The organism is Caulobacter sp. ErkDOM-C, from assembly GCF_048541825.1.
Lineage (GTDB): Bacteria > Pseudomonadota > Alphaproteobacteria > Caulobacterales > Caulobacteraceae > Caulobacter.
Window position 1 is genome coordinate 706279 of sequence record NZ_CP183332.1, and the last position, 14538, is coordinate 720816.

General features: G+C 68.7%; 10 protein-coding genes. 3 read left to right on the forward strand and 7 right to left on the reverse strand.

What is annotated here, in order from left to right:
• Nucleotides 1-15: 15 nt before the first annotated feature.
• Nucleotides 16-984, reverse strand: coding sequence for a winged helix-turn-helix transcriptional regulator (locus tag ACN2C8_RS03395; RefSeq protein ID WP_419254422.1), 969 nt, complete (start codon nucleotides 982-984; stop codon nucleotides 16-18).
• A 105-nt stretch (nucleotides 985-1089) separates the two neighbouring features.
• Between ACN2C8_RS03395 and ACN2C8_RS03400 the strand changes: the two genes are divergently transcribed.
• Nucleotides 1090-2313: an acetyl-CoA acetyltransferase gene (locus ACN2C8_RS03400; RefSeq protein ID WP_419254423.1), complete on the forward strand. Its 1224-nt coding sequence runs from the start codon at nucleotides 1090-1092 to the stop codon at nucleotides 2311-2313.
• Between the two features lie 168 nt (nucleotides 2314-2481).
• Nucleotides 2482-3270: a DUF1295 domain-containing protein gene (locus ACN2C8_RS03405; RefSeq protein ID WP_419254424.1), complete on the forward strand. Its 789-nt coding sequence runs from the start codon at nucleotides 2482-2484 to the stop codon at nucleotides 3268-3270.
• 142 nt (nucleotides 3271-3412) lie between these two features.
• Here ACN2C8_RS03405 and ACN2C8_RS03410 read toward each other — a convergent pair whose 3' ends face one another.
• The 4 genes from ACN2C8_RS03410 to ACN2C8_RS03425 form a co-directional block, all read right to left on the reverse strand.
• Nucleotides 3413-4870 (reverse strand): carotenoid oxygenase family protein, encoded by a 1458-nt coding sequence (locus ACN2C8_RS03410; protein WP_419254425.1) that lies wholly within the window; start codon nucleotides 4868-4870, stop codon nucleotides 3413-3415.
• Between the two features lie 65 nt (nucleotides 4871-4935).
• Nucleotides 4936-6258, reverse strand: coding sequence for a PQQ-dependent sugar dehydrogenase (locus tag ACN2C8_RS03415; protein WP_419254426.1), 1323 nt, complete (start codon nucleotides 6256-6258; stop codon nucleotides 4936-4938).
• A gap of 112 nt (nucleotides 6259-6370) precedes the next feature.
• Nucleotides 6371-8887 carry an ABC transporter permease gene (locus ACN2C8_RS03420; RefSeq protein WP_419254427.1) on the reverse strand — a complete coding sequence of 839 codons (2517 nt, stop codon included), beginning with the start codon at nucleotides 8885-8887 and terminating at the stop codon, nucleotides 6371-6373.
• A complete protein-coding gene (locus ACN2C8_RS03425) occupies nucleotides 8884-9570 on the reverse strand; it encodes an ABC transporter ATP-binding protein (protein WP_419254428.1) in 687 nt (228 codons plus the stop codon). Before ACN2C8_RS03425 ends, ACN2C8_RS03420 begins: the two co-directional genes overlap by 4 nt.
• 116 nt (nucleotides 9571-9686) lie before the next feature.
• On the opposite strand from ACN2C8_RS03425, the gene ACN2C8_RS03430 reads away from it, so the two are divergent.
• The gene (locus ACN2C8_RS03430) at nucleotides 9687-10280 is read left to right on the forward strand and encodes an arylesterase (protein WP_419254429.1); all 594 of its coding nucleotides are present in this window, start codon (nucleotides 9687-9689) and stop codon (nucleotides 10278-10280) included.
• A 20-nt stretch (nucleotides 10281-10300) separates the two neighbouring features.
• On the opposite strand, the gene ACN2C8_RS03435 is transcribed toward ACN2C8_RS03430, so the two are convergent.
• The gene (locus ACN2C8_RS03435; protein ID WP_419254430.1) at nucleotides 10301-13393 is read right to left on the reverse strand and encodes an efflux RND transporter permease subunit; all 3093 of its coding nucleotides are present in this window, start codon (nucleotides 13391-13393) and stop codon (nucleotides 10301-10303) included.
• Between the two features lie 12 nt (nucleotides 13394-13405).
• Nucleotides 13406-14524: an efflux RND transporter periplasmic adaptor subunit gene (locus ACN2C8_RS03440; protein WP_419254431.1), complete on the reverse strand. Its 1119-nt coding sequence runs from the start codon at nucleotides 14522-14524 to the stop codon at nucleotides 13406-13408.
• Nucleotides 14525-14538: the final 14 nt, after the last annotated feature.

A 14538-nucleotide genomic window follows, 5' to 3' on the forward strand; every position in this document is an offset into this window, starting at 1 on the left:
AGGCCTTACGCGGCGCTAAAGGCGGGCCAAGCCCGACGTTGTCGTCCGTACATCCACCGCCCCGTCGCAGGCCTCGCAACGCACCACGGGAACCAGGCGTGCGCCGCAGGCGTGAGTCAGGATTTCCGGCGGGCCGGCTTCGCCCGACAGCCATCGGTCGCCCCAGGCCATCAGGGCGGCGATCAGCGGGAAGAAGTCGCGGCCCTCGCGGGTCAGCCGGTAGTCCCAGCGTTCGGGACGGGTTTGATACAGGCGCTTTTCCAGCATGCCGCGCTCGACCAGGCGTGACAGGCGGTCGGTGAGGATGTTGCTGGCCACCTTCAGTTCGGCCTGCAGGTCCTTGAAGCGGGTCAGGCCATAGAAGCTGGCGGCGACCAGATGGGCGGTCCAGCGGTCGCCCAGCACCTCGATCGAGCGCTCCAGCATCGGATGCAGCGGCACGCCGCCGGCACCGTCCGCGCCTTGGGTGTCGCTGACCCGGCGTGAGTGGCGGGCGCGGGGCGCGGGCTCCAGACCGGCGCCGGGACCGGGCGTCAGGGTGATGTCGCGCACCTTCACCGGCGCGGCGCAGGCCTGACAGACCAGGACCGGGCGCAGAGGTTGCCCACAGGGGCTGTGGATAATCTGGTGCGAGGGGCAGTCCGGGTCCAGACGCCAGCGCATTTCCCAGCCCAGCAGCATCAGGGCCGAGTCGTAGAGGTCCTTGCCCATGACGGTCAGGCAGTACTCGTGGCGAACGGGTCGAAGCTGGTAGGGGCGCTTTTCCAGCACGCCGGCCGCCTCCAGCCGTCCCAGGCGGTCGACCAGCAGCGAACGGGCCATGCCGCTCATGGCGATGAAGCCGTCGAAGCGCTTGACGCCCATGAAGGCCGCATAGAGCAGCAGCAGGGTCCAGCGATCGCCGATCAGGTTCAAGGCGCGGGCGGCCGAGCTGTTGCGGACAAGTGCAGGGGCGCCGAGGGCGACCGGTACGGGCAGAAGCATGGGGCTTGGTGCGGCGCCGCAAGGCGACCTGTCAACGCCGGGCATGGACTCGGAGGATGTCACTTGTATAATCAGACTGACTGGTGAGCGGCATGGGAGGCGGCCTTGGTCTATGTGCTGGGTGGATGGCAGAGCGACTTCTCGGCCAATTGGAGCCGTCAGGGCCGCGACATGGCCGACGCCTTTGGCGAGGCGGTGGGCGAAGGCCTGGCCGCGACGCAGCTGGATCCTGAAGAGATTCAGACCGGCCATGTCGGCAATTTCGCCGGCGAGCTGTTTGCGGGTCAGGGTCTGCTGGGCGGTATGTTCGGCCAGGTGCATCCGGCCTTTGACGGCCTGCCGACCGCCCGCCATGAGGCTGCCTGCGCTTCGGGCAGCGTCGCTATCCTGGCCGCCACAGCCGAGATCGAGGCCGGGCGCTATGACCTGGCCTGCGTGGTCGGCATCGAGCAGATGCGCAATGTTCCCGGCCAAAAGGCCGCCGAAAACCTGGGCAGCGCCGCCTGGGCGGGTCATGAATTCCAGGACGCCCGCTTTCTCTGGCCCCGCGCCTTCTCCGATCTCGCCGACGAATATGACCGCCGCTACGGCCTGAAGTACGAGCACCTGATGGCGATCTCGGAGATCAATTTCGCCAACGGCCGCCGCAACCCCAACGCCCAGACCCGCGACTGGCGGTTCGGGCCCGAGGCCTTTACCGAGAACGACGAGACCAATCCCGTGGTCGAGGGCCGCACCCGCAAGCAGGACTGCGGCCAGGTCACAGATGGCACGGCGGTGGTGTTCCTGGCCTCGGCCGAACGCGCCAGGACCTATGCCGACAAGCGCGGGATCGCGCTCGAGAGCATCCCGCAGATCAAGGGCTGGGGCCATCGCTCGGCCCCGATCAGCTATGCTCGCAAGATCGAAAACAGCCGCAACGCGCCCTATGTCTTTCCGCAGGTTCGGCGCGCGATCCTCGACGCCCGCGCCCGGGCCGGGATCGCGTCGGATGTCTCCGGGATCGACGCCGTCGAGACCCATGACTGCTTCACCGCCACCGAATACATGGCCATCGACCATCTGGGCCTGACCGCGCCCGGCGAGAGCTGGAAGGCGATTGAGGCCGGCGATATCGCCATGGGCGGCAGGCTGCCGATCAATCCGTCCGGCGGTCTGATCGGCGCGGGCCACCCCGTCGGCGCGACCGGCGTGCGCATGACCCTGGACGCCTTCAAGCAGGTGACCGGCGCAGCCGGCGACGGCCAGGTCGAAGGCGCCAAGACGGTGCAGACTCTGAACATCGGCGGATCCACGACGACGACCGTGAGTTTCGTGGTGGGGACCTAGCCCTCAAGTCCTCCCCCTGACGGGGGAGGTGTCGCCGCAGGCGACGGAGGGGGAAGTACTGCGACCCATTGCGGTCTTCCCCCGCCGACCTTCGGTCGCCTCCCCCTTCAGGGGGAGGATCTTTTTCGCCTTACTAACCGTATCTGGACGACAACTTTCGGACCCTTCATGACCCCCATCCTCCAGCTCCTCGCCATCAACGCCGCCGTCTCGGCCGTCGCCTTTTTCGGGCTGTGGCTGATCGGTCTGAAGCTGAAGGATGTCAGCTTCATCGACAGCTGGTGGGGCCTTGGCATGGGCCTGATCGCCCTGACCTCGTGGCTGCAGATGGGGCCCACGCCGCACGGCAACCTGTTGCTGATCCTCTGCGCCATATGGGCGCTGCGGCTGGGCGGCTACCTGCTGTGGCGCTGGCGCAAGAACGGACCGGACCGCCGCTATGTGACGATGATGGCCCTGGCGCAGAGCGAGCGGAAATGGAGCTTCGCCAAGGCGTCCCTGCTGCTGGTCTTCGCCCTGCAATACGCCCTGCAGTTCGTGATCGCCCTGCCGGTGCAGCTTGGCCACGGCTCGGCCGCGCCGCTGGGCGCTCTGGCCTTTGTCGGCGCTGCCATCGCGGTGGTCGGGATCGCCTTCGAGACCATCGGCGACGCCCAGCTGACCGCCTTCAAGGCCAAGCCGGAAAACGCCGGCAAGGTGATGGACAAGGGCCTGTGGCGCTATACCCGCCACCCCAACTATTTCGGCGACGCCTGCGTGTGGTGGGGTCTGTATCTGATCGCCGCCGGGACGGGCCTGGGCGCCTGGACCCTGCCGGCCCCGGTGCTGATGACCTTCCTGCTGACCAAGTGGAGCGGCGTGCCGACCGTCGAGGGCCGGATGCGGAGGAAGCGCCCGGACTATGAGGCCTATGTGCAGCGGACCTCGGGCTTCGTGCCGTGGTTTCCCAAAACCTGAACCTTCTCCCAGAGGGAGAAGGAGGGCCCCGCGCCAAAGGCGTGGGAGGATGAGGGGTTAAGGCGATCGACGGCGTGCCGGCACGCCGGTTGACGGTGTAACCCCTCACCTCCCACCGCTTCGCGGCGGGTCCCTCCTCTCCCTATGGGAGAGGCTTCAGGCGGTCTCTGCCCGCCCAGACGCTATGCGTCCCGCTGCTCAGCTTGTGGGGCAGAGCGATCCGGCAAACGACCTCGAAGCGCTTGGCGTCGACCAGCACGCACTCGGACGTTCCGCGGTTCTCGTCGATGATGAAGCTGACCAGATAGCCGTCATCCTCGTCCACCGCGCCAATGCGCGGCGCGAACGGCGCTTCGCTGGCATAGCGGCCCTCGGGCAGCTGGATTGACCAGCTCTCGCCGGTTTCCAGGTCGTGCTTGACGAAGCCGTTGAACAGGAACCAGCCCGGCTTGGCGGTGGTCGAATAGGCATAGCGATAGGGCTTGCCGGCAACCTGCTGGTTGAACATCCCGAACTCGAGGATGCGTTCGTCCAGATGGCCCTCGGTGGTCTCGCCGGTCTTCAGGTTAAAGCGCCAGCGGTGCAGCTTGGGCCGGAAGCTGTGCTCGTCCAGATAGGCCATTAGGTGGCCGTGGCCGTCCGGGGCATTTTCCAGCGGGCGCGGGGTCGGGTTCTCCTGGAAATAGCCGTCCAGCACCACCTCGTCGCCGTCCTCATAGGCATTGAGCCAATGCAGCACATAGGTCGGCGCGGCCTCGAACCACTGCACCGGCCCGCCATGGCGCGGCACGATTCCAAACCGTGAGGGCACGCCCTTGTGCAGGCGCACGGCGTGGATGTCGCGCTCCAGCAGGGCGGCGTCCCAGAACACCGGCAGGTCATTGAGGATCGAATAGTTCTTCGTGAAGGCCATGTCGTGCGGCAGGCGCGGACCGGGCAGGTCGATGGCCTGATAGGTGGTGCGCTTGCCCGAGGCGTCGACCACGCCATAGTGCATATAGGGCGCGGACTTCGAGTAGTTGAAGAACAACAGCTCGCCGGTGGCCTCGTCGACCTTGGGGTGGGCCGAGACGCCGTCCAGCGGCGCCCACGCGGCGACGCCCAGGTTTTCAAGCGTGAGCGGATCAAGCCGATAGGCCTCGCCGCACTGGTAGAAGGTGGCGATGGCCTCGCCGCCATGGACGACGATGTCGGTGCTGGCCGTGTCCTTCAGGCCGCCATGCGCGCCAAAGCCCGGGCGCTTGGAGGTGCCCGGTCCGTCGGCGAGGCCGCCCCACAGGCTTTCACCGACCTCTTGCTCGGCCTCGAAGCCGCGCGTGCGGATGAAGCGGTTGCGATAGGTCGCCTGTCCGTCCTTGAACTCGATCTGGTGGACCATGCCGTCACCGTCGAACGGGTGATAGCGGCCCAGCGGCGCGTGCACCGGGTTTTCGGTGTTGCGCAGATAGACCCCGTCGATGTCGGTCGGGATCGCGCCCTCCAGCACCTCCAGGTCCCAGGCATTGACCTCCTCGTGCTGCGGCGTCCAGGCCCCGGTCATATAGGGGTGGTTGGTGTGACCCAGGGAGGTGACAACGGGCGGCAGGCGTTCGATCTTCATGGCAGACCCCATCAGAGATAGGCCAGCTTACCGCCAGTCAGTCTTGTTGTGCAAGTCAGTGTGGATCAGCGCGCTGCGCTGACCCGCCAGATCACATTGCCCACATCGTCAGCCAGCAGCAGCGCGCCGGTCCTGTCGATATTGACCCCCACCGGGCGGCCCTGGGCTTCACCCTTGGCGTTGAGGAAGCCGGTCAGGAAGTCCTCGGGCGGGCCGGCGGGCTTGCCGTTCTGGAAGGGGATGAACACCACCTTGTAGCCGGACTGCGGCTTGCGGTTCCACGAGCCGTGCTGGCCGATGAACACGCCGCCGCGATAGCGCTCGGGGAAGGTCGCGCCCTCATAGAAGGTCAGGCCCAGCGAGGCGGTATGGGCGCCCAGGGCGTAGTCGGGCTTGATCGCCTTGGCGACGAGGTCGGGCCGGGGCGGCTTGACGCGGGTGTCGACCGTCTGGCCGTAGTAGCTGTAGGGCCAGCCATAGAAGCCGCCGTCCTGCACCGAGGTCATGTAGTCGGGCACCAGATCATTGCCGATCTCGTCGCGCTCGTTGACGGCGGTCCACAGCTGACCGGTGACCGGGTTCCAGCCGACGCCGACAGGATTGCGGATGCCCGAGGCATAGACCCGGCTGGCGCCGGTGGCGATATCGACCTCAAGAATACCCGCGCGGCGCTCCTCCGCCGCCATGCCGTTCTCGCCGACATTGCTGTTGGAGCCGACGCCCGCATAGAGCTTGGTTCCGTCCGGGCTGGCGATCAGGCTTTTGGTCCAGTGGTGGTTGATTGGACCGGCGGGCAGCTCGGCGATCTTGCGCGCCGGAGCGGCGATGCTGGTCGCGTCCGCCACATAGGGGAAGGCGACCACGGCGTCGGTATTGGCCACATAGAGCGTGTCACCGACCAGGGCCATGCCGAACGGCGAGTTCAGGCCGGTCAGGAAGGGCGCCTTGACCTCGGCCACGCCGTCGCCGTCGGCGTCGCGCAGCAGGGTGATGCGGTTGGCGCTGGGCGTCTTGGCCCCGGCCTTGCCCATGATCTGCTTTTCCGCCCAGGCCCGGATGTCGAAGCCCTTTTTCTTTTCCTTGGGCGGGCCGTTGGTTTCGGCCACCAGCACGTCGCCGTTGGGCAGCACCAGCATCCAGCGCGGATGATCAAGGCCAGAGGCGAAGGCCTGCACCCGGAAACCCTGGGCGGCGATCGGCGTCGCGCCATTGGCCCAGCGGTTGACGGGCGAGACCTTCACCGTCGGCAACAGCGTCTTGGTCGGCGCCGGCAGGGCGGGATCGGGACCATAGCCGGTTGCGGCGTTCTGGGACTCGCTCTGGCTACAGGCGGCCAGCGCCGTCAGGGCGATGACCGTAAGGGCTGCGGGGTGACGAAGACGCGACATGGAATTCTCCCTGAGACCTGATGGTAACGCCTCAAAGCGTTCCGTGTTCTTTGACGGGCGGGTCCTGTTGGAAGGCTAGACTATTGTTGCGACACGTCGAGCTTCCCCGGGGTCAGTCGGCGCGCAGGACGGGCGCGGGACGCCGCGACAGCGCCTGGGCTGCGGCCAGCAGGCCGCCGACCGCCGACAGGCCCGCCGCTCCGGCCAGCAGGGCCATCACCCCGGCCCAGTCGATGCTCCATTGCGCCTTGAAGACCAGCACCACCACCGGCCAGGCGGCAGCCAGGCCCAGCAGCACGCCCGCCGCGCCGGCGATCAGGCCGACCGCGCCATATTCGACGACATAGGCCGACAGGATCTGGCTGCGCGTGCCGCCCAGCACTTTCAGCGTCGCCGCCTCGCGCGCCCGGGCGCGGGCCCCGGCGGCAATGGCTCCGGCCAGGACCAGCAGTCCGGCCAGCCCCGCGACGGCCGCTGCGCCCCTGATCGCCAGGGCCAGACGGTCGAACAGGCCGGCGGCGGCCTCCAGTTGCTCGCGCACGCTGATGACATTGACGGCCGGGAAGCTCTGGCCCAGGGCGCGGGTCAGGCGCGCCTCGGCGGGTCGGTCCATCTTGGCGATAGCGATATTGCGCAGCACCGCGCCTTCCAGGCTCTTGGGATCCAGGATGATCGAGAAGTTGGGGCCAAAGCCGCCGAACTCGACCTTGCGCAGCACCGCGACCCTGGCTTCCAGATCACGGCCCAGCACCGACAGGGTGATGGTGTCGCCGGCCTTCAGGCCCGCGCCGCGCGCCAGGTCGACCTCCATCGCCACCTGGGGAGGGCCGGTATAGCCTGCGGGCCACCAGCGACCTTCGACGACGCCGGAATCCTTGGGCTCGGCGTTTAGCACCGACAGGCTCACATCGCTGTCGAAGGCCCACCGCTCCGAAGGGGCGATGGCCTTCAGGTCGATGGGCTTGCCCTTCAGGGCGATGATGCGGCCGGTGGCGAAGGGAATCCGCAGATAGCTCTCACTGTCCAGGCCGCCGACCGCGCGGGCGACCTCGGCGTCAAAGGCGGTGACCTCGTCGCCGGGGATCTCGGTGAAGACCATGGCCGGGGCGCTCTTGGGCGCGACCTCGCGCACCTGGGCCAGCAGGGCCGACTGGATCAGCACCACGCAGGCCAGCAGCGCTACACCCAGGCCGATGGCCGGGGTGGCGGTGCGGGCCGCCGAGCGGGGTCCGGCCAGATTGGCCAGGCCGATGCGGATGGGACCGCGCGCCAGACCCCGGACCTTGCCCGCCAGCCAGGCAGCCAGCAGGCCCAGGGCCCAGAGGGCGACAAAGGCGACGGCGACGCCGGCGATCATGATCCCGGCCGCGATGGGCGTGGGCGCGGTGGCGACGGCCAGGGCGGCGAGGCCCAGGCCGCTGACGGCGGCGCCGATCGTTTCCAGTCCGAACGGCGCGCGCACGCCCAGGGCGCGGCGGAACAGGGCCGAGGGCGGGGTGGCGCGGGCGCGGGCCAAGGGGATCAGGGAAAAGGCCGCCGCCGCCAGCAGGCCAAAGGCGCCGGCCTTGATCAGGGGCAGGGGATAGACCGCGAACAGGGCCGGGATCGGCAGGGCGCTGCCGGCGATCTGGCCCAGGATCAGCGGCACGATGGCGCCCACGATCAGGCCGAGGGTCACGCCCAGGCCGGCTAGCAGGCCGATCTGGATCAGATAGGTATTACGGATCAGGGCCCCGTCGGCGCCCAGCGCCTTGAGCACGGCGATGGAAGGCTCGCGCGTCGCCAGATAGGCCGAGACAGCCCCCGCCACGCCCAGGCCGCCGGCCACCAGCGAGGCCAGGCCAATGAAGCCGAGAAAATATTCCAGCTGGTCGATCAGCTTGCGCGCGCCGGGCGCGGCGTCGGAGCGGTCGCGGACATTGAGCCCGGCGTCGCCAAACGCCTTCTTGAGCGCCTTGCCTGCAGCGATGGGGTCGGCGCCGGCCGGTAGGGCGATGCGCGCCGACTGGTCCGAGGGCAGGCCGGGGGCAAGCAGCCCCGTGGGGTCCAGCAGTTCGCGGCGAACCAGTACGCGGGGACCCAGGACGAAGCCGCGCGCCACACTGTCGGGCTGGCGGATCATGGTCGCGCGGACGATCAGGGTCAGGGGGCCGGCCTCGAAGCGGTCACCGATCTTCAGGCCCAACCGGTCCAGCAGGGCGGGCTCGACGGCCGCGCCGGGCAGGCCGTCGCGCGTGGCCAGGGCTTCGGCCAGGGTCGCGGCTCCCGCCAGCTCGACCGTTCCGGTCAGCGGATAGGCCGCGTCGGCCCCGCGCAGATCGACCAGCCGCCTGTCGCCCGATGGCGCCTGGGCCATGACCCGAACGCGGGCGGTGTAGGAGGTCTTGCCCAGCCGGGCGAAGGCGGCGCGTTCTTGCGGGCTGAAGTTACGGTTCTCGACCGAAGTCGACAGATCGCCGCCCAGGATCTCGCGCGCCTGCGAGGCCAGGCCCCGGCGGAAGGCCTCAGCCGTGGAGCCGGCCGCCGCGATGGCCGCCACCCCCAGGGCCAGACAGGCCAGGAAGATGCCAAAGCCCCGGACGCCGGAGCGCAGTTCGCGGGCGGCGAGGCGGAACGAGAGGGCGCTCACGCAGCGGCCTCAACAACCTTGCCGTCGGCCATGCGGACGATGCGGTCGGCGCGCTGGGCCAGCACCGCGTCATGGGTGACCATCACCAGGGCTGCGCCGCATTCGGCCACCAGGTCGAACATCAGGTCGGCGACGGAGGCCGCGTTGCGGCTGTCGAGGTTTCCGGTCGGTTCGTCAGCGAACAGCAGGATCGGCCGCGCCGCCAGGGCCCGGGCCAGGGCCACGCGCTGCTGCTCGCCGCCCGACAGCTGGTGTGGATAGTGGGTCAGGCGCGAGGATAGCCCCACCTTGGCCAGCCAGTCGCGGGCGGTGGGCAGGGCGTCCGGGGCGCGGGCGATCTCCAGCGGCGCGGCGACGTTCTCTTCGGCGGTCATGTTGGGCAGCAGGTGGAAGCTCTGGAACACCAGGGCCGCGCGGCCCCGGCGCAGGCGGGCGCGGCCGTCCTCGTCCAGCTTGGCCAGGTCCTGACCGAACAGGTTGACGGTTCCCGAGGTCGGGCGTTCAAGCCCGGCGGCCACCGAAATCAGCGACGACTTGCCCGAGCCTGACGGCCCGATGATCGCCACGCGCTCACCCGCCGCCACATGCAGATCGACGCCGCGCAGGATATTCACAGGGCCCGCCGTAGAGGGCAGGGTCAGGGTCACCGACGAAAGGGCGAGCGGCGCTGCATCGGCGGTCATGAAGTTTCCTTGTTTCGTGCGTTAAGTTTGCGAACCCCAACCCCACATAGGGACTCATGACGATCTTCACACGCCCTGCCCCCACCCGACGCGGGACCATTTTTGGATTTGGCGCGATGTTCGCCGTTTCGACCGGTGCGACGGCGGCGGAGAAGCCTCCGATCGTCACCGTTCTGGGCGACTCGATCACCGCCGGTCTGGGCTTGCCCGCGCGCGACGCCTTGCCGGCGCAGCTGCAGAGCGCCCTCGAACGGATGGGCGTGCGGTCCGCGGTACGAGGGGCGGGCGTCTCGGGCGACACCAGCGGCGGCGGTCTGGCGCGGGTCGATTTCAGCGTCGGCGCCGACACCGCTGTGTGCGTGGTGGCTCTGGGCGGCAACGACCTGTTGCAGGGCGCAGACCCCTCGCGGACCAAGGCCAACCTGAAACGCATCATCGAAAAGCTGAAGGCCCGCCGCATCCGCGTGGTGCTGGCCGGCGTGCGGGCGCCGCCGCTGATCGGGGCGTCTTACGCGCGCGACTTCACCGGCCTCTATCCGGCCCTGGCGCGCGAGACCGGCGTAGTCTTCCATCCGGACTTCGTCACCGGCGTGGTCGGGGCCCAGCGCCTGATGCAGCGCGACGGCATCCATCCCAACGCCGCCGGCGCCAGGGTGATCGCCGAGCGCTTGGCTCCGACGGTCGCGACCGCGCTGCGAACCACGATCTAGGCTCACAGCGCGGATCGTCCCTAGCCGTCGACCAGGGTGGACTTGTTCGCCGGCGGATGGGCCGTGTGAGCGCTGCTGCCGAACACGCGATGCGTCAGCCGTTCGGCGCGCACCTTCAGGCCGTCCATCAGGATGAAGACGACGGGAACATAGAGCAGCGACAGCAGGGTCGAGGTGATCAGGCCGCCGATCACCGCGATGGCCATAGGGGCGCGGAACTCGACATCGGCGCCGAAGCCGACCGCCACCGGCAGCATGCCCACGCCCATGGCGACCGTCGTCATGATGATCGGCCGGGCGCGCTTGTGCGCCGCATCGATGATCGCCTCGCGCTTGGTCATGCCGTTCTGCATGGCCATGATCGCGTACTCGACCAGCAGGATCGAGTTCTTGGCCGCGATACCCATCAGCATCAGAATGCCGATCAGGGTCGAGATCGAGAAGCTCGACTTGGCCAGAACCAGCAGGGCGAAGGCGCCCCCAATGGCCAGCGGCAAGGCGACCATGATGGTGATCGGGTGGGCGAAGCTGCGGAACAGCAGCACCAGCACGACGTACATCAGCAAGATGCCGGTGATCAGGGCGGCGGCGAAGCCGGTGACCATCTCCTGGATGAACTCGGCGTCGCCGGCGGCCACCTCGGTGATGCCGGCTGGCAGGTTCTTGACCGAGGCCAGATCATGCACGCGCTTGCTGGCCTCGCCCACCACGATGCCGTCGAGTTCGGCGGTGATGGTGGCGACGCGCGAGCGGTCCTGACGGCTGATCTGCGAAGGACCTGCGCCGAAGCGCACGTCGGCCACGGCGTTCAGCGGCACGGGGCCGCCGGCGCTGGGCACCTGCAGGGTCTGCAGGATAGCCATGTCCTCGCGGGCGTCCTGGGTCAGGCGCAGGCGGATCGGCACCTGCCGATCGCCCAGATTGTACTTGGGCAGGTTCTGGTCGATGTCGCCGATGGTGGCCACGCGCACCGCCTGCGAGATCACGCCGGCCGAGACGCCGGCGCGGGCGGCCTGGTCGGGACGTGGCGTGACGACAATCTCGGGCCGGGCAATGGCCGCCGTATTGACCACATGGGCCAATCCCGGAACGTTGCGCATCTCGGCCTCCACCTTGCGGGCGGCGGCGTCCAGCGCGGGTCCGTTGTCGCCCACGAGGCTGAGCCTGAAGCTGGTGCCGTCGCTGGGACCCCCGCCGCTGTTGGAGCCTGCGCCAATTCGCGCGCCCGGAATGGCGGCGAACTGGTCGACCATCAGACGGCTGAATTCCTGCTGGCCCATGCGCTCGCCCTTGGGAACGAGATCGGCATTCAGGGTGGCCGTATTGACCGCATTGTTGCCGCCGATCGACGCATAGACACCGATCACTTCGGGACGGGTCCGGAGTTCGCGGGTCATGCGCTGAACGATGGCGTCGGTTTCATCCAGGGTCGCACCGGGCGGAAGCTGGACCGAGAACGGCGCCCGGCCCCGGTCGGCGGCGGGCGAGAACTCGAACGGCAACTTGGTCGCCAGGAAGCCAGAGATCAGCACCATCGGCACGCCCATCGCCAGGACCTTCCAGCGATTGTCCAGGCCCCAGGTCAGGCTCTTGAGGTAAGGCGCCATCCAGAACGGGTCGGCGTCCTCGTGCTTGCTGTTGGCCTTTAGCATGTAGGCGCCCATCAGCGGCGTCAGCAGGCGGGCCACGACCAGCGAGAACAGCACCGAGACGCAGGCGGCCAGGGCGAAGGCCTTGAAGAACTGGCCGATAATGCCCGGCATGAAGCCGACGGGGGCGAACACCGCCACGATGGTGAAGGTGGTGGCCACGACCGCCAGGCCGATTTCGTCGGCCGCTTCCATGGCCGCCGCATAGGGCGTCTTGCCGCCCCGCATGTGGCGGACCATGTTCTCGATCTCGACGATCGCGTCATCCACCAGGATGCCCACGGTCAGGGACAGGGCCAGCAGAGTGATGCTGTTGAGCGACTGGTTCAGCGGCGCCATCAAGGCGAAGGTCGGCAGCAGCGACATCGGGATGGCGACGGCCGCCAGGAAGGTCGCCCGCCAGTCGCGCAGGAACAGCAGCACCACCAGAACGGCCAGCACGGCGCCGAGGATCAGCGCCTCCATCGAGGCCAGATAGCTGTCCTCGATATACTTTACCTCTGAGGTGATCTCGTCGATCTCGACTTCCGGATGGGCCATGTCGAGCTTCTCGACGGCCTTGCGGACCTTCTGCGCAGTCTGGACCTCGCTGGCGCCGCGCGAGCGGACCATGTTGAAGGTGACCACTTCCTGGCCGTCATAGCGGGCGCGCGAGCGAGGCTCGGCCCAGCGGTCCTCGACCGTGCCCAGGTCGCCCAGGCGCACAGTGCCGCCCGCCGACAGGGGGATGCGGGTCTCGCGCAACTGGTCGATCGAGCCGGCCGCGCCCAGGGTGCGGATGGCGCGCTCGGAGCCGGAGATGGTCACCCGGCCGCCGGGCAGGTCGGCATTGCTGGACACCAGGGCCTGGCTGACCTGGGCGGCGGTGACGCCGCGTGCGGCCAGGCGGTCGGGATCCAGGGCCACCTGGATCTCGCGATCAACGCCGCCGCGGCGATTGACCTCGCCGACGCCCTTCAGGGCCAGCAGGGTGCGGCTGACCTCGTTGTCGACGAACCAGCTGCGCTGTTCCGGTGTCAGGGTCGGAGCCTTGACCACATAGGTGATCAGCGGATCGCCGGAGATGTCGATCCGGGTGACATTGGGCTCCTGCATGTCCTGGGGCAGGTCGCCCCGCAGGCCGGACATGGCGTTGCGAACATCATTGGTGACCTGCTCGTGATCGACGCCCAGTTCGAACTCGATGAAGGTCGAGGACACCCCGTCGGTGATGGTCGAGTTGATGTGGCGCACCCGGCCAAGGCCCGCGACCGAGTCCTCGATCAGGCGGGTGACCTGGGTTTCCAGCTCGCTGGGCGCTGCGCCGGGGCGCGCGGCCGTGACGACGACGAACGGCAGGTCGACGTCGGGATTGTTGTTGATCCGCATGCTGCGGAAGCCGGAAATCCCGGCGATGGTCAGCAGCAGGAACAGCAGGATGACGGGGATCGGGTTTCGGATCGCCCAGGCGGAGATGTTGTTCATCGCGTCAGGCTCCTAGCGGGCCGACTTGGCGGCGGCCGACGCCGTCGGGACGGCGGTGCCGATCCGCACAGCGTCACCTTCGCCCAGGAAGCCGGCGCCCTCGACGACCACACGTTCGCCGGCGGTCAAGCCGGTGGCGGCAATCATGTCGGCCGTGGTGGCCACGATGACGATGCGCCGGAAGCGGGCATGGTTCTTGGCGTCGAGCACGAACACGCCGGGACGGTTTTCGCGATACAGCACAGAGGCGCTGGGAACCGTCAGGGCAGCCTGGTCTCCGGCCTGGATGGTGGCGCGGGCGAACATGCCTGTGCGGAAGCCGCCCATGCTGGACAGCGCAACCCGAGCGACGCCCAGGCGAGTCTGGCCATTCACCTCGGACGTGACGATGCGCACCCGGCCCGTGGTCTGGCCCACCTTGTCGGAGACGATGGTGGCGGCCATGCCCGCCTTCACCAGGGCCAGATCGGTTTCGGGGATCTCGGCGTCCAGTTCCAGGCGGCTGTCACGCACGATGCGGAAGACTTCAGCGCCCGTGCTGACGATCTGCCCCTTGGTGACGTTGCGACGGCTGATCAGGCCCGCCACGGGGGCGCGGATGGCGGTCTGGGCCAGGCGGGCGGCGGTCTCGCCGCGTGCGGCCTGGGCCGAGGCCAACTGGGCGTTGGCGGTCTGCTGCCTGGCCAGGCTGGTGTCCAGCGAGGCTTGCGACAGATAGCCCTTGGCCTGTAGCTCGCGCGAGCGGCTCAGGGCGGCTTCGGCCTCGGCCAGGACGGCCCTTGCGCTGGCGACGCCGGCGTCGTGCTGGCGCATCTGCGCCGAGAGCAGGGTGTCGTTGAGCCTGACCAGGACCTGGCCGGCCTGGACGGTGTCGCCTTCCTCGGCATTGACCGAGATGGCCGTCAGGCCGCCCGTCTCGGCGCCGACGACGACCTCTTCCCAGGGCGAGATCGTGCCCGTGGCGTTGATCAGGCGAGGCACCGATTGCGAGACGACGGTGGCGATGCTGACCGTCTGGGTCGCGGTCGCTCCAGCCGGGGGCGCGGCCTTCTTGGGCTTCTTGTCGTCGCCGCAGCCGGCAAGCGCCAGGGCGCCCAGGCTCAGGACCACAACCAGCGCGCTCGAACGCATGACGCGCCCCTTGA